This is a genomic window from Streptomyces sp. NPDC093064 (assembly GCF_044754605.1).
Taxonomy (GTDB): Bacteria; Actinomycetota; Actinomycetes; order Streptomycetales; family Streptomycetaceae; genus Streptomyces.
Map to the genome: position 1 here is coordinate 1 of NZ_JBIVPK010000075.1, position 23,719 is coordinate 23,719.

At 67.0% G+C, this 23,719-nt stretch carries 28 protein-coding genes and 1 pseudogene; 16 read left to right on the top strand and 13 right to left on the bottom strand.

Annotated elements, in window-relative coordinates; all coding sequences use genetic code 11:
• Window positions 1-144: 144 nt before the first annotated feature.
• The 3 genes from ACIQFZ_RS40040 (at window position 145) to ACIQFZ_RS40050 (ending at window position 1,608) form a co-directional block, all read left to right on the top strand.
• Window positions 145-393, top strand: a complete 249-nt coding sequence (locus ACIQFZ_RS40040) for a hypothetical protein (protein WP_225074536.1) — start codon at window positions 145-147, stop codon at window positions 391-393.
• Window positions 394-615: 222 nt separating this feature from the next.
• A complete protein-coding gene (locus tag ACIQFZ_RS40045; protein WP_141360305.1) occupies window positions 616-819 on the top strand; it encodes a cold-shock protein in 204 nt (67 codons plus the stop codon).
• A gap of 441 nt (window positions 820-1,260) precedes the next feature.
• The gene (locus tag ACIQFZ_RS40050; RefSeq protein ID WP_402693601.1) at window positions 1,261-1,608 is read left to right on the top strand and encodes a hypothetical protein; all 348 of its coding nucleotides are present in this window, start codon (window positions 1,261-1,263) and stop codon (window positions 1,606-1,608) included.
• A gap of 592 nt (window positions 1,609-2,200) precedes the next feature.
• Here ACIQFZ_RS40050 and ACIQFZ_RS40055 read toward each other — a convergent pair.
• The gene (locus ACIQFZ_RS40055) at window positions 2,201-3,154 is read right to left on the bottom strand and encodes a hypothetical protein (RefSeq protein WP_402693602.1); all 954 of its coding nucleotides are present in this window, start codon (window positions 3,152-3,154) and stop codon (window positions 2,201-2,203) included.
• A 557-nt stretch (window positions 3,155-3,711) separates the two neighbouring features.
• Between ACIQFZ_RS40055 and ACIQFZ_RS40060 the strand changes: the two genes are divergently transcribed.
• From ACIQFZ_RS40060 to ACIQFZ_RS40070, 3 genes are all read left to right on the top strand, one after another.
• Window positions 3,712-4,245: a SigE family RNA polymerase sigma factor gene (locus tag ACIQFZ_RS40060; RefSeq protein WP_402693603.1), complete on the top strand. Its 534-nt coding sequence runs from the start codon at window positions 3,712-3,714 to the stop codon at window positions 4,243-4,245.
• The gene (locus ACIQFZ_RS40065; protein WP_402693604.1) at window positions 4,242-5,057 is read left to right on the top strand and encodes a hypothetical protein; all 816 of its coding nucleotides are present in this window, start codon (window positions 4,242-4,244) and stop codon (window positions 5,055-5,057) included. The genes ACIQFZ_RS40060 and ACIQFZ_RS40065 overlap by 4 nt, the downstream gene beginning before the upstream one ends.
• Before the next feature lie 623 nt (window positions 5,058-5,680).
• Window positions 5,681-6,358, top strand: coding sequence for a hypothetical protein (locus tag ACIQFZ_RS40070; protein WP_402693605.1), 678 nt, complete (start codon window positions 5,681-5,683; stop codon window positions 6,356-6,358).
• Window positions 6,359-6,546: 188 nt separating this feature from the next.
• Here the strand turns inward: ACIQFZ_RS40070 and ACIQFZ_RS40075 are convergent, their stop codons facing one another.
• Window positions 6,547-7,779, bottom strand: a complete 1,233-nt coding sequence (locus ACIQFZ_RS40075; RefSeq protein ID WP_402693606.1) for a DUF6236 family protein — start codon at window positions 7,777-7,779, stop codon at window positions 6,547-6,549.
• Between the two features lie 387 nt (window positions 7,780-8,166).
• Here ACIQFZ_RS40075 and ACIQFZ_RS40080 point away from each other — a divergent pair, with 387 nt between their 5' ends.
• Together ACIQFZ_RS40080 and ACIQFZ_RS40085 are read left to right on the top strand one after the other, a co-directional pair.
• Window positions 8,167-8,478, top strand: a complete 312-nt coding sequence (locus ACIQFZ_RS40080; RefSeq protein WP_402693607.1) for a hypothetical protein — start codon at window positions 8,167-8,169, stop codon at window positions 8,476-8,478.
• A gap of 178 nt (window positions 8,479-8,656) precedes the next feature.
• Entirely contained in the window at window positions 8,657-8,803 is a 147-nt protein-coding gene (locus ACIQFZ_RS40085) for a hypothetical protein (protein ID WP_402693626.1), read from the top strand.
• Here the strand turns inward: ACIQFZ_RS40085 and ACIQFZ_RS40090 are convergent.
• Window positions 8,800-8,961: a hypothetical protein gene (locus tag ACIQFZ_RS40090; RefSeq protein ID WP_402693608.1), complete on the bottom strand. Its 162-nt coding sequence runs from the start codon at window positions 8,959-8,961 to the stop codon at window positions 8,800-8,802. The two genes, ACIQFZ_RS40085 and ACIQFZ_RS40090, sit on opposite strands and share 4 nt — an antisense overlap.
• Window positions 8,962-9,114: 153 nt before the next feature.
• Here ACIQFZ_RS40090 and ACIQFZ_RS40095 point away from each other — a divergent pair, with 153 nt between their 5' ends.
• Both ACIQFZ_RS40095 and ACIQFZ_RS40100 read left to right on the top strand, forming a co-directional pair.
• Window positions 9,115-10,017, top strand: a complete 903-nt coding sequence (locus ACIQFZ_RS40095; RefSeq protein ID WP_402693609.1) for a DUF3626 domain-containing protein — start codon at window positions 9,115-9,117, stop codon at window positions 10,015-10,017.
• Window positions 10,004-10,806 (top strand): IS5 family transposase gene (locus tag ACIQFZ_RS40100; protein WP_402693610.1). Its coding sequence is split into 2 segments (ribosomal slippage): window positions 10,004-10,345 and window positions 10,348-10,806, totalling 801 coding nucleotides; the frame shifts between segments, so codons are not numbered across the junction. The genes ACIQFZ_RS40095 and ACIQFZ_RS40100 overlap by 14 nt, the downstream gene beginning before the upstream one ends.
• A gap of 301 nt (window positions 10,807-11,107) precedes the next feature.
• On the opposite strand, the gene ACIQFZ_RS40105 is transcribed toward ACIQFZ_RS40100, so the two are convergent.
• From ACIQFZ_RS40105 to ACIQFZ_RS40125, 5 genes are all read right to left on the bottom strand, one after another.
• Window positions 11,108-11,596: an isochorismatase family protein gene (locus ACIQFZ_RS40105; RefSeq protein WP_402693611.1), complete on the bottom strand. Its 489-nt coding sequence runs from the start codon at window positions 11,594-11,596 to the stop codon at window positions 11,108-11,110.
• Window positions 11,597-11,757: 161 nt separating this feature from the next.
• On the bottom strand, window positions 11,758-12,276 hold the full coding sequence (locus tag ACIQFZ_RS40110; RefSeq protein ID WP_402693612.1) for a hypothetical protein: 519 nt from the start codon (window positions 12,274-12,276) through the stop codon (window positions 11,758-11,760).
• 478 nt (window positions 12,277-12,754) lie between these two features.
• Window positions 12,755-13,372 carry a hypothetical protein gene (locus ACIQFZ_RS40115; RefSeq protein WP_402693613.1) on the bottom strand — a complete coding sequence of 206 codons (618 nt, stop codon included), beginning with the start codon at window positions 13,370-13,372 and terminating at the stop codon, window positions 12,755-12,757.
• A gap of 376 nt (window positions 13,373-13,748) precedes the next feature.
• Window positions 13,749-14,150: a PPOX class F420-dependent oxidoreductase gene (locus tag ACIQFZ_RS40120; protein ID WP_402693624.1), complete on the bottom strand. Its 402-nt coding sequence runs from the start codon at window positions 14,148-14,150 to the stop codon at window positions 13,749-13,751.
• A 399-nt stretch (window positions 14,151-14,549) separates the two neighbouring features.
• Complete coding sequence (locus ACIQFZ_RS40125; RefSeq protein WP_402693614.1) at window positions 14,550-15,230, bottom strand: SMI1/KNR4 family protein; 681 nt, start codon at window positions 15,228-15,230, stop codon at window positions 14,550-14,552.
• Between the two features lie 370 nt (window positions 15,231-15,600).
• Here ACIQFZ_RS40125 and ACIQFZ_RS40130 point away from each other — a divergent pair, with 370 nt between their 5' ends.
• Window positions 15,601-16,188: an RNA polymerase sigma factor gene (locus ACIQFZ_RS40130; protein WP_402693615.1), complete on the top strand. Its 588-nt coding sequence runs from the start codon at window positions 15,601-15,603 to the stop codon at window positions 16,186-16,188.
• Between the two features lie 41 nt (window positions 16,189-16,229).
• Window positions 16,230-17,141, top strand: a complete 912-nt coding sequence (locus ACIQFZ_RS40135) for a CU044_5270 family protein (protein WP_402693616.1) — start codon at window positions 16,230-16,232, stop codon at window positions 17,139-17,141.
• Between the two features lie 78 nt (window positions 17,142-17,219).
• Here the strand turns inward: ACIQFZ_RS40135 and ACIQFZ_RS40140 are convergent, their stop codons facing one another.
• Window positions 17,220-17,681, bottom strand: a complete 462-nt coding sequence (locus ACIQFZ_RS40140; RefSeq protein WP_402693617.1) for a hypothetical protein — start codon at window positions 17,679-17,681, stop codon at window positions 17,220-17,222.
• Window positions 17,682-17,788: 107 nt separating this feature from the next.
• Between ACIQFZ_RS40140 and ACIQFZ_RS40145 the strand changes: the two genes are divergently transcribed.
• Window positions 17,789-17,956 (top strand): hypothetical protein, encoded by a 168-nt coding sequence (locus ACIQFZ_RS40145; RefSeq protein WP_402693618.1) that lies wholly within the window; start codon window positions 17,789-17,791, stop codon window positions 17,954-17,956.
• Between the two features lie 91 nt (window positions 17,957-18,047).
• Here the strand turns inward: ACIQFZ_RS40145 and ACIQFZ_RS40150 are convergent, their stop codons facing one another.
• From ACIQFZ_RS40150 to ACIQFZ_RS40160, 3 genes are all read right to left on the bottom strand, one after another.
• The gene (locus ACIQFZ_RS40150) at window positions 18,048-18,443 is read right to left on the bottom strand and encodes a transposase (protein ID WP_402693619.1); all 396 of its coding nucleotides are present in this window, start codon (window positions 18,441-18,443) and stop codon (window positions 18,048-18,050) included.
• Between the two features lie 43 nt (window positions 18,444-18,486).
• A complete protein-coding gene (gene ltrA, locus ACIQFZ_RS40155; RefSeq protein WP_402693625.1) occupies window positions 18,487-20,316 on the bottom strand; it encodes a group II intron reverse transcriptase/maturase in 1,830 nt (609 codons plus the stop codon).
• Window positions 20,317-20,585: 269 nt separating this feature from the next.
• Window positions 20,586-21,296 carry a transposase family protein gene (locus ACIQFZ_RS40160; RefSeq protein ID WP_402693620.1) on the bottom strand — a complete coding sequence of 237 codons (711 nt, stop codon included), beginning with the start codon at window positions 21,294-21,296 and terminating at the stop codon, window positions 20,586-20,588.
• A gap of 65 nt (window positions 21,297-21,361) precedes the next feature.
• Here ACIQFZ_RS40160 and ACIQFZ_RS40165 point away from each other — a divergent pair, with 65 nt between their 5' ends.
• The 3 genes and pseudogenes from ACIQFZ_RS40165 to ACIQFZ_RS40175 form a co-directional block, all read left to right on the top strand.
• Window positions 21,362-21,877: a DinB family protein gene (locus ACIQFZ_RS40165; protein WP_402693621.1), complete on the top strand. Its 516-nt coding sequence runs from the start codon at window positions 21,362-21,364 to the stop codon at window positions 21,875-21,877.
• A gap of 97 nt (window positions 21,878-21,974) precedes the next feature.
• Window positions 21,975-22,442 carry a hypothetical protein gene (locus ACIQFZ_RS40170; protein WP_402693622.1) on the top strand — a complete coding sequence of 156 codons (468 nt, stop codon included), beginning with the start codon at window positions 21,975-21,977 and terminating at the stop codon, window positions 22,440-22,442.
• Window positions 22,420-22,743: pseudogene (locus ACIQFZ_RS40175) on the top strand (transposase); the annotation flags it as partial. The gene ACIQFZ_RS40170 and the pseudogene ACIQFZ_RS40175, both read left to right, overlap by 23 nt.
• A gap of 292 nt (window positions 22,744-23,035) precedes the next feature.
• Here ACIQFZ_RS40175 and ACIQFZ_RS40180 read toward each other — a convergent pair.
• The gene (locus tag ACIQFZ_RS40180; protein WP_402693623.1) at window positions 23,036-23,467 is read right to left on the bottom strand and encodes a hypothetical protein; all 432 of its coding nucleotides are present in this window, start codon (window positions 23,465-23,467) and stop codon (window positions 23,036-23,038) included.
• Between the last annotated feature and the right edge of the window lie 252 nt (window positions 23,468-23,719).

A 23,719-nucleotide genomic window follows, 5' to 3' on the forward strand; every position in this document is an offset into this window, starting at 1 on the left:
TGGCCGCCGCGCTCACACCCGCCCCGAAGCCATCCTCACCCTGCACGGCATCCCATGATCAAATCGGGCGAACGCGACTCTCCCCGGGGCCTTGGACCTAGGGGTGTCCGCGCGCCCTGGTCGGCAGGGATGTAGCGTCAGCGCATGGACTTCCGTATCACCGCTGAGGAGGAAGCGCTCGTCTTCCGGCTCGCGGAGCTCCTGGACGGCGGCACGCAACCGCTGGAGACGCAGCTCGTCCAGGAGCTGGGCCCGGACATTCGGCAGCAGCTCGAAGGGCTCAAGGCGAAGGGCTGGATCCTCGTCCGCGAGGCTGCAGACGGAATGATGGTCGTCGATCTCACCAGGCCGGCGTGGAAGGCCGTCCGCAGCCGCCGCGACGTCGGCCGGTAACGGCCGTCGTGACGCTAGAGATTCGCCTACGCGATCCCATAAGGCCTGTGATCTTCGGCCTCGCCCAGTGTAGCGTCGCTACAAGTAGTCGTGGTTCCGAAGTCCGTTCGCCCGTGACACACGTCTCGGGCGTCCTTGCTGTTCAGCGCCTCTCCGGACCAAGGCGATCACCTCCGGATCCCGCACGGTGCGGGATTCCGAATTTCCTTGAGGGAGACAGGCATGGCCAGCGGCACCGTCAAGTGGTTCAACGCTGAAAAGGGCTTCGGTTTCATCGAGCAGGACGGCGGCGGCCCCGACGTCTTCGCCCACTACTCGAACATCGACGCCTCCGGCTTCCGCTCCCTGGAAGAGGGCCAGCGGGTCACGTTCGATGTCGGCCAGGGGCAGAAGGGCCCGCAGGCGGAGCACATCCGCCCCGAGTAACAACGCATAGGGAGATCCCGGCCGGATGGTTACCGGCCGGGGTCTCTTGCTGCCCGGGTGAAAGGGGGACAAGCCAGTGCGCACCCCTGGCAGTGATCCGCCGCCCCGAACCCGCAAAGTCACAAGGGGACATCGACCTGCTCCCCACGGCGAGCACGTCCGCAGGCAGAGAGGCCTGGTGGGCTGGTCAGCCCGCCAGCGACGGCTTCTGACAGCCAGCCGCGGTTGCGGTGGTTGCTGTACTCCGCTGCTGTACGGCAACGCCTCCGGAGTGAATGCGTAGATCACCCCTCGCAGCCCTCTGACCTGCGGCGGAGTTCGTCAGAGGGCGCCAGCTGCACAGAGTGTGTCGGAGGTGTGTCGGACGCCCCGCGAAGGGTCACGTCCTGGCCATGAATAGGCCGGGGCCGTACAGTTGCCCGGCTGACGAGTGGGGGGCGGATGAAGTTCTGGGGTAGCAAGAAGAAGCTGCCAACACCGACCGAGGATGCTGCCGTGGCGGCTCGACTCGTTGAGGGTTGGTTCCGCAGCATGGATCCCAGCGCGGCGGCGGATCTCACCCGCCGATGGCAACAGTCAGGGCGACTCGATCCCGACGAGGCTCGGCGTTTCGCGGCCTGGCACCGGGAGCGCGTCCGCCTCTACATGCTCAATGCGACAACCAGCGACGGGCCATCGACGCAGCGCGGGTCACCTGAGGATTTCGAAAGGTTTCGAACCGAGGCGTTGTCGGTGGCTGAGGACCTCGGTGCATTGGGCCGATGGTTGAAGGCTGAGGGATACGAGTGAAGGAGTAGTTCCTCAGCAGGAACCCCAGCGGTTCCCGCTGGCATGCCGTCTGCTGTCGTCCCAATCACAGTACGGCAGCTGAAGAGTGCGAGGTCGGCGGAGTCTCAATGGGCGTGGCAAGCGCCGGCAACTGCGGTCAGTAGACGGTGCACTGGTCAGCGGTTCGCTGACCAGCGGGACTGAAGAAGTCCACGGCCTCTGACCAGCTCAGAGGCCGTGGGCTTCTGGCGTTGTCGGTCGGCGCCGGGCGGCCTCGCACGACCCGGCTGCGGGCGTGGTCTTTGGGCACTTCATGCGAAGTGCCCCCGACGCCGACCGCTAGTGACCGTGGTTGGCCGCTCCATGCGCACGGTTGCGGCACGCACCGAGCGACCAGGCGCTTAGAAGATGCGGGCGCTCCTTGGTAGTTCGGCCCTGTGGGACCTTGCCGGAGCCGTGCCAGGCTGTCGGGTGTCGCTACAGTCCGCCGCCGTTGCCGTCAGCGCTGCCGTCACTGCCGTCGACTGCGGGGTCGTGGGAGCTTCGCTTTAGGTGGGAATGTGCGGGTCCTGGCTTGTGACGACCGTCAGCCAAGTATGAGGGCCGTGTGGCGTCATGCCCGCACAATGGTCCGGGCCGCGAGCACCCCCGCCCCGATGGCTGCCAACACGGGCAAGTAGCCTCCCAGGTGCGAGTTGGTGCCGTTCAGAACGGGCAGCAGAGTCGCCGCCACGACCGTGTACGCGGCCACGAGCAGGAGGCGGGCACCTGGACCCGTCCCGCGCACACCCTCACGGGCCGTGGCCGCGGGCAGCAGCATGGCTGCGTAAGCGAAGCCCACGAAGAGCGCGACTCCGAAGGGGACGAGCACGGGGATGGTGAGGGGCGGCCCCCACGTCCTCCCGTACACGGACACGTCCGCGCTCTCGTCGACCCAGCCGCCCAACTCGGGGCGCCCGGGGGCGTACAGCACGTCGACCTTCTCGTCCCTGAACGGCCGACCGTCGACGATGCCCCGGTTCACGCGCAGGCGGGTGCCATCGGGCAGTTCGACCGTCAGCCACACATAGTGGAAGTGCTGGCTCTCCGGGGTCGTGCTCCCCTTGCCTGCGCCGGACTTACTGACGTTCGAGGCGTCCGCGCGCGTGACTTCGGCGATCGTGCCCGTGGTCACCCGTGCTCCCGCGGCCTGGATCGCCCGCACCGTGCGTGCCTGGGTGCCGTCCGGCCGCTGGGCCTGGATGAGCAGGGATCCCACGGCCACCACTGCCAGCGCACCTGCCAGCACCGAACCGCGCGCGGCCAGTGACGGCCCGGGTGTCCGGGGCGGAACAGGAGCCGCATCGTCGGTCCGGGAGGCGGGGACAACCGTCGGCTTCGCCAAGGGCGCCCTGGCGGTCGCGGCCACCCACCCCAGCCCGCACAGCAGCGCCACGACAAGGGCGACGTACACGTCGAAGCGAGGGGGCGGAGCCCCGTACCGGATCACGGGCAGGAACGTGGTCACCGCCGAGGCCGTCAACGCCGCCGCGCCGAACCGGCGCGTCCAGATAGTGGATCTTCGCATGCTCAGATCAAACCGCAGCGGACGCGCCACGGACAGCCTGTCAAGCGACTTGGCGGCGCAGGGGGAGAGGCTTCCGCGTAGCCGCTGTGGCATCCGTGTGGCATCCAGCGGGACGACGCCTGAAACGGCTAAGGGCCAGCTTCGGAGGAAACCCCTCCTGAGCTCCCTTCTCTCTGTGCCTCGGCAGGATTCGAACCTGTGACACCCGCTTTAGGAGTTCGATCCGAGCCCTGCCCGGTGGCGTCAGTTCCCGGTCGGGTCGAACGTGCCGGGCCGCGTATGGGTGCCCGAGTCGGGTGCTGTTGATGTCACCCGTGGATGTCAGCAGAAGCTAGCGCTTCTTGCGGTTCCTGCGCTTCTTCTCCTTGGTTTCCTTCTCCTTGCGCTGGGCCACACGGTACGCGGATCACGGCCCTTGACGGAGTGGGCATCGGGATGTGCCGGAGGACATCGGCGGCTGTCAGACATGGAGCGGCAGGATTTTCTGCCGTTCCGTGTCATCCCCGCGCGTGGTGCGCTCCGTCGGACTGGGCAGAGACGAACGGAGGGCGCACCCTGTGCGTAGCGCAGACCTGGAGGAGTTCCGCGGCTTCGCCGAGGACCGGTTGCCGCACCTGCGGCGAACCGCGTACCTGATGTGTGGCGACTGGCACCACGCCGAGGACATCACGCAGACCGCGTTGACCAAGCTGTACGCGGTGTGGGGCAGACGGCATCGGATCGACAACCTGGAGGCCTACGCCCACCGGGTGCTGACCCGGGCCTGCATCGACCACACTCGGCGCCGCTGGCGGCGCGAGGACCCGACGCCCGCACTGCCCGACCGGGCCGGCCCGGGCGCCGACCCCGCGCTCGGCCTGCAGGTGCGCGCCGCGCTGGCCGTCCTGCCGCCGCGGCAGCGGGCCGTGGTGGTCCTGCGGTTCTGGGCCGACCTGGACATCAAGACCACCGCCAAGGCGCTCGGCTGCACCGTCGGCACGGTCAAGACCCACAGCTCCCGGGCCCTCACCCGACTGCGTGAGCTGCTCGGCGAGAGCGACCCGTTCAACGAACTGTCCGTTGCCCCTGCTCCCCTGAAGGAAATGCTGTGACACACAACCACGCTCTCGACGGGCACGACGAGATGCAGGCCCTGCTCGCGGCCGGGCTCGACGCCGAACCGCCGCTGCGCTCCGGCACGGTGGACGCTGCGGTTGCGGCCGGACGGCGCCGCCGCGGTACCCGCATGGCCACCCGGGTCGGCGTCGGCGTGGCGGCCACCGCGGCGGTGGCCGCGGTGGTGGGCTACCCGACGGGCGGCGCCACCCCGGGGCCGGACACCACGACGGTGGCCGCCGACCCGCTGGTCGGCCCGCTGACCCTGGCCGGCTCGACCAGTGCCGGCGCGAAGCCGCTGCGCCCGGACTCCTTCGGATCCGGTTCCGGTCAGCCCACCGGCTGGAGCAGCGAGAAGCTGGGGAACACCCTGGCAGCGCTGCTTCCGGCAGCCGGCAGCAAGACGGTGACCAGTGGCGAATTCCCGGGCCGCACCTTCCGGGTCGTTTGGAGGTCCGCAGCCGGCCCGGTGGAGTTCCACGGCGGCGCCGAGTGGACCGCCGACGCGCCGAAGGTTCCGTTCTGCGCCACGATCGCGCTGCCCAAGTTCACCCCGCGCCCCGGCGCCCCGTCCCCGCAGGAGGTCGCCCCGCGCACCGACTGCCAGGTGGTCAAGCTCCCGGATGGCGCCCGAGGTGAGGCGATGACGCTGACCTTCCCGCAGGACGGCGAGGTCTCGCAGTACGTCCGCGTGCAGCGCGCCGACGGCCGGACGGTGGTGCTCCAGCAGTGGGCCGGGAAGCCGGGCGCGGCCCTGAAGATCAGCGACCTGGTGAAGATCGTCGACAATTCCGCCTGGCGGTTCTGACCGGCGCGGGTGTCCGGGCGCAGCCGCGCCCGGACACCCGTGTGCCTTGGGCGGCCCGGAACCCCAGCCCCAACGACCTGATCCCGCAGACCAGCAACGAGATCCAGCGCCTGCTTATCGCGCTCGTCACCCAGCCACTCCACGGCGCCGCCCACCGACTTCGCTGGTCCGAATGGAGACGCCGTCACCAGGTACGATCGCGCGCCGGCAACAACAAGGCCCAGGTCAGAGACCTGGGCCTTAAGTATGGAGCGGGTGACGAGAATCGAACTCGCGCTCTCAGCTTGGGAAGCTCGTGTGCTTCGGGATTCGCCGCCTTGCTGACCTGGGGCGGAACGGTGTTCCCAGCTGGTTGGCTGCTGGCCTATCGCCCGCTGTTCCCCGTGGCTCCCCGCACAATCTGGCACGCGTCTGGCACGCCGCTTGTCGGTTGCGCTTCGGAGTTGTCGGGCGGGACGTGCAACCCGCAGCGAGTGTTCGGGAGTACCTACGGGTGGACGTCCAAGTGGTAAGCCCGCCATCCCCGGTGGGCGGGCCGCAGGCCGGCGCGCGGGCCCAGCGTGCTGGCTCTCAAGGACCGCCCGGCGTGGTGCCGGGCGGCGGTTTTGAAGGAGAAATGTTCCGTGGCTCTCAGTATTGCCAGGAAGGCCGTCATTGCGGCCGTCGCGGCGGCCGCGATCGGTGGCGTCTCGCTCGGCGCCTCCGCGGTTGCGGCGCCGCCGGCCCCGGCGTCCGGCCCGGCTGTTGCGTCCGCCACCGTCGTCGCGAAGCGGGATGCCGCCTCGCAGAAGCAGGCGCCGCGGGTGGTCACGCAGGTGATCGGCAAGGGCCGGGTGGACGGTCAGCGCTGGTCGGTGGCGCTGGAGTTCTATCCGACGCTGCCGGAGGGCTTCACGCTGCCCACCCAACCTGACGGCACCACGGTGCCGGGCACCTCGCTGTTGTGCCAGCGGATGTACATCGGCGGGGTTCGCATCGACCACCAGGGCGGCCGTTGGTCCGACTGCCAGCCCGTCAACGGTGCCCACGACCCGCAGGGGACCGGAAGCATGGGCCTGTGGGGCCTGAAGGACAAGGGCACCAGCGGCACTCGCCTCATGGTCGCCAACCCGGAGGCAGATGTCGCCTACGGCGTCCTCACCTTCTCCGACGGCAGCAGTGTGAAGGCTGCCACGGTGGGCGTCCCCGGCACCGACTACCGCGCCTGGGCCGCACCCGTCCCCAACGGGAAGATGATCGCGACCGTCGACCAGTACGACGCCCACCACCACCGGCTCAGCCACGACACCAACTGGCGCTGACCGCGGGCCTCCCGCCTGTAGTACTTGCACGCAAGGCCTACGCCTTCCGCAACCGGGCCAACCAACGCCTCCGATCACGCTGCGCATCCACCCGCCGAGCCCGAGAAGTTCTGACTCTCCATCGAGTTCGATCACCAGCTTATCCTTGATAATACTGCTCGGCTGCACCGTTACTGCGATTCCACGCGTTAGCCTCTTCGCGGTTTCGAGAGGTAACAAGGAGACCGTTTACGCCGTGGGCAAGGGCCCGCTTCAGAAGTGACCTCGGACTCAGGTCGCGTTCTACGGACAGCAGGTATGCGACGGGAGAAGCTGCTAGCAGGGCCCGGGATTCCCGTGTCTGATTGCGGCGCAGGCCTGCGATGGCGAACACTGCGCCAGTTGTGGCACCGAAAGGGTTGTCCCGCTAAAACGCCACCGGCCACGCTTGCCACGGCGGCGGGGACTTCGAAAGAAAGGTTCGCCGCACTGAATGCGGTGTCCACTTTCAGGCCTCTCATGGCGCGCCGGAGCTCTTGGAGTGGAACTTCGAACCGGCGATCCACTTCCAATTGGAGATAGGCGTTGGCGGCTTTGGCCAACTTGATTTCGCTGAGCTGTTCGCGCATGTCGCTGACGGTGCTGTCGACGACCTCGGCGAAGCGATTGAACTCGGGATGGCAGCGCTGACGTATCTCGACGATCTTCGCGATGGGAAGCGTGGCGGAGGAAGCGGGTACCGCGATGCGTATGGCCATCATCCCAACCACACTGCCGACGTCATTGGCCATAGCGTTGCCGTCGCGGTTGAACAGGACCCGGATGATGCGGTCGGTGTCCCAGCCGCAGGAGGACGGGAGCGCGGCGGTCTGATCGGTCGTAGGAGTGAACTGTCCTTGCCGGGCCAGTTCTTCGGTCAGTGCGCACTTGTAGACCCACGCCAGAGCGGGATCAACACCGATCCATGGACGTGGAGTGGGCGGGGCAGGGGGTAAGCGGTGCAGTTGTACAGCTAGTCCGCTCTGGAAGAGGGCTGCCCTGAGCTCGGGAGTCACCTCGTCCCAGTACACCCCAGTCAGCCCCGGCGTACTCCTCGTACGGCGTGGTCCAACCGCATGTCGCGGGAGCGGTGGGGCGTGTTGCCCAGTTTCTGGCTCTACCGGATCACGGTCCCTCGCCCCGTACAGCCAACGCAGAGGATCGGCGTGGTGAGTGATCACGTCGAGGAATCTCTCAGCTACTGCACTCGTGGCTCGGGAGGGGTCTACGTGCACGAAGAAGTCGAGTTCGTCAGCCAGTGCGGTTGCCGTCGGAGAATCTGAAACAGGGTAGTCCTCTGGCACAACACGGGCCAGCTTTGGCCAGTACAGAGCCGAGAGCTTTAGCCACTCTAAGTCACGGAAATGGATGTACGGGTAGTACAGACCGATCTTCCGTATCATCGATGCTCGCCCCCCGGGGATCTGTCGGCATGTCACACAGCATGCGCCTTCGGGGTGTGACGCGCCACAGTGCAACGTCGCTCGTTTAACCTCGATTCATCAGTGGCCGTGACTGCCCAACCGAGTTGTCGGTTCGCCCTGTTTGTTCCACGTGATCGCGGGCGGGGCCGAGACGGCCCGGTGTATGGCCGAGACGTCTTGTGGGCGGTGAGACCTTCTGGTCCGTAGGATCGGGCGGCCCGTTGAGCGGGGGCTCCGCCTTCTTCCGGACTGATCGCTGACGCTCGTGATCGTCGGTCTCTGTGTGCCGTCGTTGCCGTCAACGTTGCCGTCATCTCATCGGGTCCTCGTCACCCCGCGATCGGTACGCTTCCCGCGGAGGTGGGGATGTTCGATGCGGTGATCTTCGGCGTCGGTAGCGTCATCTGCATGGCGTTTGGCGTGTGGTTCGTCGGGCGGCAGCACCGCCGACGCGCGGGCACCCGTGCGGGCTGGGGCGCCATAGCGATCGGACTGGGGCAGTTGTTTCACGCAGCCGGCTCCTTGGCCGGAGGCCGCCAGCCACTCGGCTTCATCCTGGCTGCCTGTTGTCTGGCATTCAGCATTACTGGCTTCATTCTGGTGGTGCGCGACCGCGACATCCTCCGAAACGGCCGCGGCGGCCGGAAGCGTCGAAAGCTGCCTCCACTGCACCCGTGATGGGCAGGACAGAGCCTGCGCCACGCGCATCCACACGATCAAGCGTGGTCTTGATCGGGGAAACGCCTGCCTGGCATGTACCGCGCGCTGCCCACGCTCGTCGTCCTGATCCAGGCGCTGCTCAGTCGCGTCGGACGGAAAACAGACGCGCCGTCACAGCCAGCACCAGCCCGCCGCGATGAGGCACAGGCCAACGCGTTCTTCGGGCTCTGCCATCTTCGGTGGCTGGATCGCCGTGCATGCCTTCACCGCGAGCGGCCACAAGGGCGGCACCACCGTCAACATCCGCAAGGCCGTGATCAAGCGCAACCACTTCCACGGCTAGGGCGTGCCGCTGCCCTGTCGATTGCGACCCGCGCTCTGGCTCACCACCATCAGGATGATGCCGGTCAGCACAAGCGCGAGGCCGACATTGTCCCCCCACTCGGAGTCGCTGAGCACCAGCCTCAAGACCACCTGCCAGCACAGGGCGAAGGCAGCCACCAACTGACCCCAGCCGTAGAGGCGAACGCGGTGAACTGGACGCCGGGTTAGAGGTCGTCTCGATTGGTGTTCAAAGCTCCGTCTCCCGCACGGCCGGACTGTCGGTAGACAATCCGCGTGCAGCGGTTGATCAGCTTGAGGAACACTGTGCGGATGAGCTCCGCAGCCTCCCAGACATCACACGAACGGGCCCTTGGGCATGTCGCGGACCTGGCGTCGGGCCCTCCGATGGACCCGACGCTGCGGGTGACCCTCAACTTCCACCCAGACCGGCTGCTACACGGCAAGCCGATCCTGGATGCCATGGCCGAGGACGGTGTCTACCGCTCGCAGTTCGTCACGGGGACCAGCAACGGCGGACTGACCGCATATCCCGGCGGCGACCGGTGGCGCTGGGAGAGCCGGATCTTCGACGGGGCCTACGACGAAGCGCCCGCCCATGAGCGGCCCGTCTATGGGGCGTTGAACTTCCGCCGCAAGCCCGTCGGCGGGGCACCGCGGTTCGGCTCTGCCCACTTCCGGCTGGCCGCTGAGACGCTGGCGCGGACCACGTTCTGCTACCCGGACAGTTTCCTTGAACCATCAGACTTCGGTGTCGCGGCCCGCATGGGGCTCATCGAGCTTGCCCTCGCCGATCGTCAGGACGACCTCGACGATTACATCGAGGCGCAGGTCCACGGGTCTGTGCGACCGAACTGCCACGCGGAGGCGCTGGTCCTGGACCCCTGCTATCGAGGTACGGCTGTCGAGGTTGCGGCCCTGCGCCTGGGCTGCCCCGTGGAGTGGCACCCCGGCTTCCGACTGAAGGTCGAAGAACTCCTCCGTCATCCCAGCTACCGCGGTCAGGAGTACGTCGACTTGGGCGCACAGATTGCCATCGACGGCGTACTCAATCCGCGCATCGTCGGGGACGCAGCGCGTGCCGGCCACCACGACCCCCAGGCGATCAAGAAAGTGTGGCACTACCTCGCGCGTTTCGGGGCGCCTGGGACGGCCGTTGACGATTCGGTGAGTCCGGAACCGACGGAGGGGGCTGTACTCGATGGGCTTCGTTGAGGGGCTGATGCCGGAGGCGCTGTGGGAGTTGTTCCGGGCTGTGAGACCGCCGATCCCCACGAGGCCGCAGGGCGGTGGCCGCCGGCGAGCTGATGATCGCGCTGTACTTGCCGCGATCATCTTCGTCGCCACCTCGGGATGCACCTGGCGGCAGTTGCCGCCGGTCTTCGGCGCGTCGTGGCAGACCGTCCACAGACGCTTCTCCGAGTGGTCCGCTGCACGGGTGTGGGCGAAGCTCCATCGCCTGGTGCTGGACGAACTCGGCGCCCGGGGTGATGTGGACTGGTCGCGATGCGCGATTGACTCCGTGAACATGCGAGCTCTAAAAGGGGGGAGCTGACAGGCCCGAATCCTGTCGATCGCGGCAAGAAGGGATCGAAGATCCACTTGATCACGGAGCGGACCGGTCTGCCCCTCTCTATCGGCATATCCGCCGCCAACACTCACGATAGCCAGGCTCTCGAACCCCTCGTTCGCGGCATACCGCCCATCCGATCTCGCCGTGGACCACGTCGACGCCGCCCCGCCAAGCTCCACGGAGACAAGGGCTACGACTACGACCACCTGCGGAAATGGCTCCGTTCTCGGAACATCACACCCCGCATCGCCCGCAAGGGTATCGAGTCCTCCCAGCGCCTGGGCCGTCACCGTTGGACGGTGGAGCGGACCGTGGCCTGGCTATCCGGTTGCCGCCGTCTGCACCGCCGCTACGAACGCAAGGCCGAACACTTCCTCGCCTTCGCCGGCATCGCGGCCACCCTCATTTGCTATCGGAGATTGACCAACTGAGACGATCTCTTAGTACTCCAGGCGTAGATCGTGATCTTCATGCCTGATTCGCGACTTGTCGGCGGTAATGGCTGGCCTGGGCTCGGGCCTGATGGCGGCGTCGCCGGACCCGGCGAAAATCTACGCGTACCGTCCCGCGGCCACCACGCCCCCGCTACAATCCCCCGCTGCCAGGCCGTTGACCAGGGAAAATCTAGAAGTCCGACTGGAGTACTAGGGTCTGTCTGGAGCGACACCGCACCTGTCAGGCCGACGAGGTGACCACTCGGCGAGGTGCCAGACATACCGGACTGAGCCGGCATCAGCTGTAATCGGCGCTGTTCCGCACCTTGCCGAAGCGCGGGAAGATCCGCTCTACGGTGAACTCGTGCTCGTCCGCGGCCAGTCCAGACATCGCATCGGCTACGAACTCCAGCTGGTAGCCGTAGTCGGCCGCGGCCCGTGCGGTGGACTCGACACCCATCGTGGTGACCAGCCCGGCGATCACCAAGGTGTCCACACCGAGCTTGCACAACTGCTCGTCCAGATCGGTGCCGTAGAACGCTCCGATCGTGCGCTTGACCACCACGACGTCGCCGCCGTGTACCAGGCCATCGGCGAAGTCGCTGCCCGGCGGCTGCTCGGCGACGTTCGGGCGCTCCACACGGACCAACACGACCGGCTGCCCACTCGCCCGGAACGACTGGGCCAACTCGCGGCAGCGCGCAAGCACTTCGTCACCGGAGTGCGGTGCGAGTGGGAGGGCGATGATGCGCGGCATCAGGTCGATGAGGATCAGTGCGGAGGTCATAGCAATCATCGTAGGGCCGCCCGGCGCACCCGGATCCAGGCGCCAAGGCCATAAGCAGCCAATCGGCCGGGCTCCAACTACGCGAGGGGAAGATGGTGGCAAAGGAGGCGGAGTAGGGGGCAATGCTGCGCGATGCCGGATTGACCCCCTATTGGCCCGTATTACGGCGAGCCCAGCTCTGCCGCGATGCTCTCCACGTTGACCAGGTTCTGGCCCCGATCGAAGGGCGCCAGGTGGAATCGGGGCCGACTGCGAACCTCGACGTTCGAGGCCCCTTCGGACGGGTCCGCGGTGATCTCTATGAGCTGCGCGTAGCCGGCGTCGTCATGGGCCTTTCGGACCGCCCTGACGCGTGTGCCGTTGGGCTCCTGCTCGATGATGCGGACCCCGTCCGTCTCCTGCAGGATCCTGCGCGCGCGGCCGATGGCGTACGCGCCTCCTCCGCGCACCGGGACGGCTCTCGACTGGTATGGCGAGAGATTGCCCGGAGTGGGCTCGAAGCCGAGCTTCCGCACCGCCGGGACGTGGCCGAGCATGCCTATCAGGCCGTAGAGCAGCAGGAGTCCGAGGAACAGGATGAGCACGAGGATGAAGGCGGCCTCGACGCTGTCCCTCAAAGGCCGGTCCGGCGAGCCTTCGGCAACCGTGGTGAAGAGGACGACGAACACTGCAATCAGCAAGGAGTGCACTGCCGCACAGGCCATGGAGCGGCGGAGAACACAGTAAAGGATCTTGTTCACCGCCGCAGTCTTCAGCTTGGACGACGTAGATTCTGTCATAGCAGCTATTCAACAGCGTTTCACGGAAATATCAGTCAAACTTTATATTAAGTTTCTCTTCGTCGAGGTCAATGGCCTCCTCCAGCACTGAACGTAGCCACTTGTCCGCATTAATGGTCGTTATTCGCCCGCTCAGATCACCATTGAACTGGACTAGCCAATTTTATTAGTCCTTCTGAGTCTCTTCCGGATGCCAGAGTGTCGCAGATTCGAAAGCTGCTGAGGGCCACCCTGTATTTAGCTCGGGCTCAAGCCAGCTGCCGTGGCCACCGACCGTGCTCCTACCCGTGATCGCGTCGACCACGGCATCGGCTTCGCCGAGGAGCAGAAGCACAGTCGTAGCGGTCCGGCGTGCGTCATGTGCTCCACAACCGCAGCATCAGCACTCGGCTCGCGTGGGGTGAGCTGTGGTGTTCCGTCCCAAAGGGGACAGTGCTGCGCAGAAGAGAAGCGCGCCGAGCGGCATCAGGTCCAGACTGGCCGCCATCGCCGCCGTACCGAGCACCACCAGCACGGGGCGCCAGACCTCGATGCGGCGCTGCACGGCGAGCTGGGTCACCAGCCACAGCAGGCCGACGAAGAAGAGATTCGGGCCCACCGTGTACACCGCGGGCATCACGCCCGGGTGGCTCTGAATGCTCTCGAAGAATCGGTCCATCCCGGCTCGGTCGTCGGCGCGGAAGCCGACAACGAGGTCGATGACGCCCTGGGCGGTGACGGCCACCACCCCCACCAGTCCCAGCAGCGTCGCCGCCTGGATGCTCAGCCGTGCTGCGCTGGTCGTCGGCTTCGACAGCCGCAGGAGACCCAGGAAGATCGCGGCGAAGAGCAACGCCCCGGCGATCAGCGCGATGTGGCCGCTGGTCCAGGTAAGGCCCGGGCCGTGGTCCGGGTCGGACAGACGGATGACTCCGTAGGCGAGCATGCACAGCGGTGCGGCGATGAAAGCGGTCCGCGTCAGTGCGGTCCGGCGAGTTCCCCAAGGTCGGTTCGTCATGTGTCGATTTTTTCGGTCCGCACCGTACTCAGAGATCAGGGATCGCCCCGCATGCACCCTGATCCGTCCCTGACAGGCCCTCATGGTCGTCTGCTTTCGGGTCCGATGTCGATGACAGACGCTCCAGGTTCGCGGTCACGCGTGCCAGGGCTACACCTTGCGGTTCCGGTACCCGCGGGCGTGCTGCCGCCGGACCGCCCACCACGGATCGTGGCGCCTGGCTCGGATCTGCTGGCCGCGTCCGAGGCCCCCTCGGACGGGCCTGCATGGGGAGGTCGACGCTGTCGGTGTCCTCGCGCTTCTCCGCGTGGACACCGACAGTGCCGGGTGTCTTCATGCCCCCCCGCTATCGCAATGGCGTCCCGGTGATGATCAGTCAGGCGGTCGCGGTACCGACCGCCTTGGTCGGGCTGATACGGACGACAACACGGAGAACCTCTGCCGGGAGCTCGAGGTACTCCTGGCCGGCACCGGGGCCTTCGTACTGTTCGGCGAGGGTGACCGCTAGACACCGGCCAGTGTCCTCGGTGATTGTGGCGAGGCCGCGTATCTCGACGTAGCGCAACGGGTCGGCCGGATCATAGACGGTCAGGCTGGCGCGGGGGTCGCGGCGTAGATTGCGTTCCTTGCGACGGCCGGCAGCGGTGGAGACGAGCAGGTCATCACCGTCGCGGCCAACCCAGACCACCGACGTCTGCGGGCTTCCGTCCGGGTTGACAGTGGCGAGGACGGCGGGAACCGGCGCATCGAGCAGCGCCCGAGCGGAATCGTTCAGCATGGCTGTCACTCGGGCGAAGCTATCTGCCGCCCGGATCGTCTCGCACCTGGATTTGGCCGACTGAGAGGGCGTTAAGTCCCTTCTCTCTCGGTTTGTGATCGCTCGTTCGTGGCACGGACCGCCATACAGGCCAGCCTGTTCGGCATGTTCATGCTGGGATGCGGGGCATGGAGCGAAGACCGTATCCGAGCGACCTGTGCACTCGGCAGGATTCGAACCTGCAACCTTCTGATCCGTAGCTATATGTGGATCGGTCGGTGACGGTCATACAGGCCGCTTCATGGCCCCTTGGAGGCACCACTGGTCGAGGCTGGTTGCTGTGGTTGCTGTACTTCCTTGCTGTACAGCTCGCTTCGCCGCTGCGTTCACGGCAATGCTCAGCAGCACAGGGCGACGGGCCTACGGCGCCGACAGGGCGGTTTGCTCGGCCTTCTCCAGCCAGTCGCTGTACCAACGGGCGAAGGTCACCGGCTTCCCGTTGTCATCGAGGAGCGGCACGAGGTCAACGTCGTCCGCCCGGCCGTCGGACCAGATCGTGCCGCGGTGGCTGCCACTGATGATCAGCCACTCCCGTAGGGCACACCCCAGATGACAGATCACGATCGCACCCGCAGTGCGTTCGGGAGCGAACATGACGACATCCCACCGTTCGTCCCACGCCTCGATGGCGTCGTCGAAGTCCTCGATATCGTCGAAGTCCTCTTCCTCGGGACGTTGGGCAAGGAGGTCGTCGAGCAGCTTCGGGTCCGGACCCTGGTTGGGAAACGGCTCGGCCAGCCTCGTCAGGTCGGCCAGGTCCGCGCCGTCGCCTTCCCAACGCCAGCGGCCCTGCACGCGCCGAACGGGGAACAGGCCGTACGCGGGGCCGGCGCCACCCGTGCCAACGTGGAGCAGGAAGGCCCGGTACTCCTCCGGTAGCTGCACGCCTATCTGAGCCTCAAGTTCGGCAAGCCCGCCCCGGGTGAGCGACTCCTCCAAGACCCACTTGTGCCCCAATGCCCCGAACACCTTGCCGCCCCCAGGCCCTGCGCCCGCCGCCTCGACCCGCTGACGTACGCCCGCCCACCACTGATCAATCATGCGCAGACCGTACGTGCAGCCACCGACACCCGGGTTGCGGGTCCCACTGTTGCCGTCCCGACGGGCTCAGGAACGGCCCGACAACCCAGGCTCCCTCGGCACAACACGACGTCGGCCAGCTGGAGACCCTCGGTGCCCGACCAGCGCACTCAGTCACGCCCACCAGCAAGATCACGAAGTACAGCTGGAAGTATTAAGGTTCCCACTTCCTCAACTCACCTTCAGGTGCTCGAGATGGGTCTCGGCCTCCCGCAGCCGGCTCTGCAGTTCGGTGATCTGCGTGCGGAGGTCAAGGCGGCGCGAACGCTCGCCGGAGTGGACGACAAGTAGGGGGTGAGACCGCCGTCGGGCGGTCGGAGACGGAGACTCCGTGAACCCAGATCACAACGACCGCGACAGCGACAGCGACGCCCAGTTGACACGCGCGGCGAGTGACGCGGCGGCGTTCACGCCACTGGTGGAGAAGTATTCGCCCGCGCTGCACGGCTACTTCGCCCGGCGCGTCCCCGGCGCCGCCGATGACCTGCTGGCCGAGGCGTGGCTGCAGGCGTTCGCCGCGCGGCGCACCTTCGACGCCTCACGCGGATCGGCCCGGGGCTGGCTCTTCGGGGTGGCCCGGAACGTACTGGCCGGGCACGTCCGACGCACCGGGCGGGACACGACCGCGCCGGCCCCCGCCGCCAGCGACCCCTGGCAGGCAGTGGACCAGCGGCTGGACGCCGCCGCGCTGGCTCCCGCGCTGCGTAAAGCGCTCGCCGATCTGCCCGCCGAGGAGCGGGAGTTGATGCTGCTCGTCGCGTGGGAGCAGCTGACACCGACCGAAGCCGCCGCCGCTGTCGGCATCCCCGCCGGCACCGCCCGCTCCCGCCTGCACCGCGCACGGGGTCGGCTCCGCGAACGCCTCGCGCCACCCCGTCCGGCATCGCGGCAGCTGACGGTGACCGGAGACCTGACATGACCAAGAGCACCCCCAACACGTGCGATCCGAAAGGGACCGGCATGACCGAGCGACAGGATCTTCTTGACTTCCCCGGCACCGAGGCGCTCCAGGCCGCGGGCCACGTAGAGCCCCCCTCCCCGCAGGCGCTCGCCCGGGCCATGGCGGCGGTCCGCGCGGCCGCGCAGGACGAGGCCGTGGTGACCCCGCTCCGTCGCCGCCGCCTCGCGTCCGGCCGGCGGATCGTGGCGACGGTCCTCGTGGCGGCCGCCTGCGCGGCCGGCGTCGTGGTGTACACGAACCAGGGCGCGGGATCGCCGGCCGCACAGGCCCCGCAGCAGGGCAAGACCGTCAGTGCCGCGACCTTCCTGACCGACACCGCCGCAGTGGCCGCAGCCAGGCCGATGTCGTCCGGGCCGTACTGGAAGGTGCACATGAAGGTCACGTACGGGAAGCCCAGCACGTGGCACGGCGAGTCCAGCACGTTCGACGAGTACATCTCGCGATCCGGGTACACCATCGTGGACGGCGGCCGGACCTTCAAGAAGCCCCATTCCGGCTGGCGCCTCGGGCCGAAGACGTTCGACTGGAACGGCCTGGACCAGTTGCCCACAGACCCGGCGAAGCTGCTGGAGATCATGGATAGTTCGAAGGAGTACGCAGGCCAGAGCGCCTTCCTCCAGGCGAGCCACCTGCTCGGAGAGTCACCGGCGAGCCCGCAGCTGCGCGCCGCCCTGTTCAAGGCGCTGGCCGGGATGAACGGAGTCAAGCTCGTCGGCAACGTCAAGGACAGCGCCGGTCGCGAGGGTACGGAGCTGGCGTTCGACGGGATCCCGAGCAGCGACCGTGTGATCGTCGACCCCAAGACGAGTCTGCTCCTGGAGGCGACGCAGATGTCGACCAAGGGGCACGACCTCGGCCTGATCGAGCGCCGGACATACCTGTCCGTGGGGCCGGCCGAGAAGATCGGCTGACCGTACGCGGGGCAGCCGCCCCCGGCGCCGTCAGGGCGCCGGGGGCGGCTCCGGCGCTGACGAAGGATAAGCGGCTTTTCAGTCGTAGAAGAACAGCTCAAGGTCCTCGACGGACCCTGGACCTGTGAGGAAGCCCTCGGCCTTCGCGATCTCGTCTGCTGGTGGCAGCTCGCCCTTCAGGAGCTGCTTCATCCAGATCTCTCCCTGCTCGCCGACCGCGTAAATGCCAGACAGCAGCTCGGTCATGCCCGCGGGGTGCGGCGGGCGGCGTCCGGTGACTGGTTGGAGTACCCACCCGCCTGACCGGGCAGCGAGCCGCAGCACCCCGGCCCAGTTCGCGATCCTCCCGATGCGTACGTGCCACGGGTCCTCGGTGAATGGGGCCCTTCGCCCACCATGGAGAAAGTTGGTGGCGGCCCTGATGTCCTTCATCACCTGCCGTTCCACGGCATCACGTACCCAGCGCCCATCCTGCGCTTCCTCGATAGCAGCGTCCCACCACTCCCATCCGCCATTGAGTCGACTCGCGAACGTATCCATGCCGCCAGGCTTCCATGCGCGACGCGCAAGCCTTCAAGGGGTCGTCGATCTGTTGATCGACTCATAAAAGAGACGATCGAGGCTCCGGAGACCAGCGTTCGCTGGGGGTGAGCCAGTGGCGTGAAACGCTCTTCAACTCCAAGCAGGCGTATCAGCTGCTACGGGAGATCGAGGAGGTCTCCCCGGAGCCGCTCACTCCGGTGGTGCAACGTCTCAAGGACGGCGCGACATGGGTTCATCAAAGGAGCGGGTACCTGCTCTTCCTCGGTGACTGAGCCACCAGGCCGAGGCTGAGGTACGACATAACGGGCTCTCCCGCGATTGGTGGTGAGGCGTGTTGGCCTGGAAATTCGGCTGGTGGGCGGTTCAGCAGGTCATCGGGCGGACGGGCACGAGTTCGGTGCTCGTCCGGCGCTGGGTGGTGCGCCTAGCGGCGCGGTCGGAGACCAGGCCGACGATCGCTGTGTGGGTTTCGCCGTAGGTGTCACGTCGCCCGGTGTATCGCTGGAGCGGACGCCATTGGCGGTACTCGGCATGGGCGTGCTCAACACAGATCCGGCGGGAGGACTGGCGGCGTTTGTACTCGCGCCAGCCGTACTTCTCGGTCAGTGGTGCGGTGTCGGCGTCACGGTTCTTCGGTTTGCGAGGCGGGGCCGAGACCTGGCCGGGGAACTCGTTCGCAAGGCCCCGGTAGCCGTCGTCGACCTCGGCTCTGACGTCCGGGTGCATGCGGAACTGCTCGGCGATGCCCTCGGTGCGCACGCAGGGTCGGGTAGCGGCGGCGCATTGCTGCGCCGCCGCCCCCTCAGAACCCGGCGTGCGCCGTTGAACGCACCGGGCTCAAGCAAGCCCCTGTGGGCTCGCGGGCGGGCAGAAGTGCTGGTCGGGTGCCGAGTCGGCGTCGGCAGTGAGCGTGCACGAGGCTGGGTGCGGCGGGTGTGTCCGACGTTCCCGGTCCGCTGGTGACGATCGCCTGTCGGCGGGCTGCCTTGCGGATGACCTTGAGCCATTGCTCCCACTGGTCTGGGCTCTGTGGCTCGTGGTCGGCGTGCAGCAGGAATTCCCCGCAGAGCGGGCAACGGCCGTGCTGAGCTTGGAGAAGCCGCAGTCCGGTCGCGCTCAACGGGGGTTTCCGGCGGCGACGCCGCTGGGTCCAGTAGTCGGCCAGGGCCGGGTCATCGGGAGACGCCCTGCCCTTGACCATCTGGTGCCGGACAATCTTCGTCCAGGCGAATTTGGCGAGGTAGGCGCCGCTGTCGCGGTCGCCGAACACCCACCGGTCGCGCCTGGAACGGTCGAACATGCCGAAGTGCCGGTCAACAACCCAGTGCCTCGACTTGTTCGGGTGGCTGCGTTTGGCCCACTTGTAGGTGAGCTTGAACGCGTAGTGGTCCAGCTGGGCGTAGGTCCTGCTGGACACTGCCGTCCGGTAGTAGGCGGCCCAGCCCCGGATGATGGGGTTGAGCTTGCCGATCACCGCCTCGGCGTTGGCCCCGAGGAGGGCCCTCGTCTCGGCGGCGAGCCGTTTCCGGATGCGCCGCACAGCCGCCTTGCTCGGTTTGATCAGCAGCTTGCCGCTGCGATACCGGCGGATGTTGAACCCCAGGAAGTCGAACCCGTCTTCGAGGCGGACGACCCGCGTCTTGTCCTCGTTGAAGGTCAGCCCCCTGGGCTCCAGCCATGCCGCCAGCCGCGCCTTGACCTGGAGGGCCTGGTCGCGGCTTTCGCAGAGCGCGACAAGATCGTCTGCATATCTCACCAGCACGGGGCTGCCCGGCACCGCGCTCCCGGCATCTCTGCCGGTTGCGAAGTAGCGGACCCCGGCGGCCTCCTCCATCCCGTGCAGAGCCACATTGAGGAGGACGGGACTGATCACCCCGCCTTGAGGACTCCCCTCTTCGGTCGGGGCGAACCGGCCTTGGTCGACCACTCCCGCCTTCAACCACTGCTCGACCAGTCCCCTGGCGGGGAACGAGCCGAGCTGCCGGAGAAGATGAGAATGGTCGATTCGGTCGAACGCCGCCGCCAGGTCCGCGTCGAGCGCCCACCGTCTGCGCGGGTTCTTCCCGCTGGCGGTGTTGAAGATAGCTTCGATCGCGTCGTGGCAGCCGCGGCCCGGCCGAAATCCATAGGATCTCGGCTCGAACCGTGCTTCCCACTCGGGCTCAAGTGCCCCAACCGCAACAGCTTGAAGTGCGCGGTCAGCGATCACGGGAATCCCGAGAGGGCGCCTGCCCTTGGCCTTGGGGATGAACACGCGTCTGACGGGCTTGGGAGTCCACGGCCGGGAGCGGTGCTGCACCCAATCGGCCAACTCGGCCTTGGACTGGGGCAGCAGCGCCGTCCGTCCGTCGATCCCCGCCGTCTTTCGGCCAGCATTGACCTCCGTCACGCGTCGCACGCTCAGCAGCGTGTTGGCGCGGGAGCGGAGCATCAGTTTCTGCAGGTTGCGGACCTTCTTGAGGTCCCCCGCCTGCGATGCCGTGAAGATGCGCTGCCGCAGTCGACGTACGTCCTCTTCGACCTGCTGCCAGTCGATGGACTGCCAGGCGGTGAAGTCGTCCTCGGGTCCGTTCACCCCGGCGGCGCCTGCCGTGGCAGCCTCGGTGACTGCGCTCGGTTGCGTCGTCGTGATGTCCAACTTGTCCCTCGGTTCCGTCGTCTTCGGTCATCGGTCTTCACGGGCTCACCCGGTCCACGTCAGCACCCTTTCGGGTCGGGGCAACTGCCCCTGTCCGGCCGGTTATGCGGGACGATCGGCGGAGGAACCGATCACACTGTCCCGGTTTCCCGCTTCCTTTCGGCCGCCGGCATTCGCTGGGCTTCTATCCCCGGGCTTCACACCCCGCCGTTACCAGCGACGCATGCCGAGGTGGGGACAGGCACTCGAACACTAGCCTGGGATTACGCCGCCGACATCAGTCGGCCTCCTTCCTGGGTAACCGCTCGTTGCGTGCGCCTTCGTGTCGCACTCTGGTCATGCATCCGGCCCGGACGCATCGCTCCGGACCACAGGGTCCGGCCCTGCCCATCGCTGATCGTGGTCGTCTTGACCGTATTCTGCTTGCGCTTACCCGACACGAACGCACGTCGGCCGGGCCGGTGTGCTCTTGGACGCCTCACCTGGGTCTCCATCCCGTCGATCCGCAGGGTCACCCCCTCGGCCTCGGCATAGGCGAACACGTCCTCCAATGTGCGCAGCCGCAGCCCGGCGCGCTGCGGCACCGCGAACCCGCGGGCCGCGAGTAGCGGCCTCACCTCTGCCACCGCCCGACCAATCGTCGACTTGCCCACCTGGTAGATGACGCCCAGCGCCTCATAGGTGAGCCCGGTCCGCAGGTGCACCAGCGTGGCCAGCAGCCGGTCGGTGAACACCAGCTCGTACTTCGGCCCGGCCCCCGCCTCACGTCGGCGCGAACCCTGACGACGGTCATGACGTTCGGACTCACAGCGGGCCTCCCAACGCGCAGCGAGCTCCGTAACCAGCTCGCCCAAGAGCCACTCCGGGACACCGCAGAACGCGGGATGCGCCATCACCGCACGGATCTGATGAGTCCTCACAACCCGGATAACTCGCATGACCACCCCGATGTCCCCGACCGTGACGGAGATCATCAATCGCGGAAGAGCCCGCAAATCCAGGTGTCCCTCTCCCGGCCGCCCCGGTAGCGTGCGCTGGCATGACATCGGAACTGGAACGCCCCCCGCTCCAAGCGGACGAACGCACCGCGCTCATCGGCTGGCTGGACCTGCAGCGGCAGATCCTGCGCTGGAAATGTGAGGGACTGAGCGACGAGGACGCGCACCGCTCGGTCATCCCGACCTCACCAGCCATGACGATGGCCGGCCTCATCTCCCATATGCGCTGGACCGAGCACATGTGGCTGGAGGTGCTGTTCCTCGGCGGCGACAAGAAGCAGAACCCGGCGTTCGACGAGTCGAGCGAGGACGCCGACTGGCACACCGACGGCCGCCCCCTCACCGAGCTCCTCGCGGAATACGAGGCTCAGTGCGCCCGCAGCAATGAGATCGTCGCCGCGGCCTCCTTGGACGACGTCGGCCGGCACCCCGACTTCCGCTCCGGCAGCGCCAACCTCCGCTGGATGCTGATCCACCTCGTCGAGGAGACGGGGCGGCACGCGGGGCACGCGGACATCGTCCGGGAGTTGCTCGACGGCGCGAAGGGCTATTACTAGGGCGGCTCCCGCGTAGCGGGCCCCTTGTCTCAGGAGCCAGGCCAACACGCCTCACGACCAATCGCGGGAGAGCCCGTAAGACCGAGGATGCCGCAGGGTGGCTGCTGAGCCAGATGGCCAGGGACTCTGCGGCGGCAGCATGATGTTGCCCAACCTCTATCGTTCGAACGAGGGGATAGAGGCAGAAAGGGACGAGGAACGGGACGGGATGTCGGACGACGAGGGCGCGACGTGGTTCGTATGGGGTGAGGGGACTGTGTTCCATCAGCCAGGCGGCAACGGCATGTTGCTCAACGGTCATGCCTCTCCGCAGATGGAGCGGCTGTTCGCCAGCATTGCCGCGTTGGATCCCGGCTGGACTCCGCCGCCGTTTTCCGAACCTGACCACGAGGTGTGGTGGGGGGACCCCGTGGTGGTGGACGGGCCATGGGTGATCTTCACCGGTGGCACCGAACGGGAAATCCGGGCGTACGTGGACCGCTACGAGGACGTGCGCGGAATGCTGCGTGTATCCAGCGTGCCCTGGTCATCTGGCTCCGCACATGATCGCCCGGACAAGTCCTAGTACTCCAGTTGTAGATCGTGATCTTCATGTTCTGACGGATGCCGCGTGGGAACGGCTGCGGCCGTTCCTCCCGGTCAGCAATGGACGTTGTGGCAGGTGGCGGGACCACCGGCAGGTAATCAACGGCATTCTGCACCGGGTGCGAACCGGAGTGCAGTGGCGTGACCTGCCCGAACGGTTCGGCCACTGGAAGACCGTCTACGAACGCCACCGGCTGTGGTCGGGCAACGGCACCTGGGAACATCTGCTCCAGCAGATCCAGGCCGCGGCCGACGCCGTCGGTGAAATCGACTGGGACATCTCGGTCCACCGACCACTGAGGTGCTGCGAGCTTGGGCCTGCCGATCAGCGCCTTGCGGGGCAGGGCGATGCGCTCCTCTTCGGTGCTGCCAGCCTCTGAGGACACCGGCCTCCTGATGGCACTGAACGCCGTGAGCCAGAGCGCATGCTGCGCTTCGGCGGCTGACTGCAGGGTTTCGCCCGGCCGGGGGTCTCCTTGTTCCAGACGCTTGATCTGTCCATAGACCCCGGTCAGCGCTTCGTTCAGTTCGTGAACGGCGACGTCCAGGGTGTGCTGGACCGCAGGTTCTGCGTCAGGCGAAGTACGAGTTCGTCAGGTCTATGGTGAGGCAGTTGCCGAGGTTGTTGGTGAAGGCCGCCTGCGAGCCGTGGACCTCCGCTCGCTCGAACGGGTTGGAGTCCAGCAACGACACCACCCACACCAGGTTCTTGTCCTGGTCGAGCCGAGCGAAGAAACCCTCCGAACCCAGCGAGCCATCCCCACAGCACACGTATCCCGCCCCGTCCGACAGCTCAGCCAGACCCTGCGGGTGGATGTCGGCCCCCGTCAGCCACTCCGGATCCTCCGCCAGCAGGGCATCCAGATTGAGCGGCTCCCCTACGTCGAACCAGGAAAGCTCAGGACCGTCCGTCTCGACCGTCCACGCGGAACCGTCCGCGCGGAACAACCCGTCCACCGCCGGCCGCTCATGCGCGAGCCACAGATCGATGATGCCTTTGCTCATTTCTTCCCCCAGACCGTTGACGCAGCCGAGCGACAGTCGGGCGCGGCCTCGCAAATCTACGACACCAGACCCAGTTTGGAAGATCGCGTACGCGGATGGCGTCTGGCCTGCGAAGTTGCTGACCTGCTACTTCCTGGTCTGTTCCCCGTGGCCCCTCCTAGTGCTGCTCCGCGTTAGTTCGTGGAGGGTGGTGTGGTCCAGGCGGTGGGGTCGTTGAGGTAGAGGCCGCAGGCGCAGTCGAGCGCTTCTTCG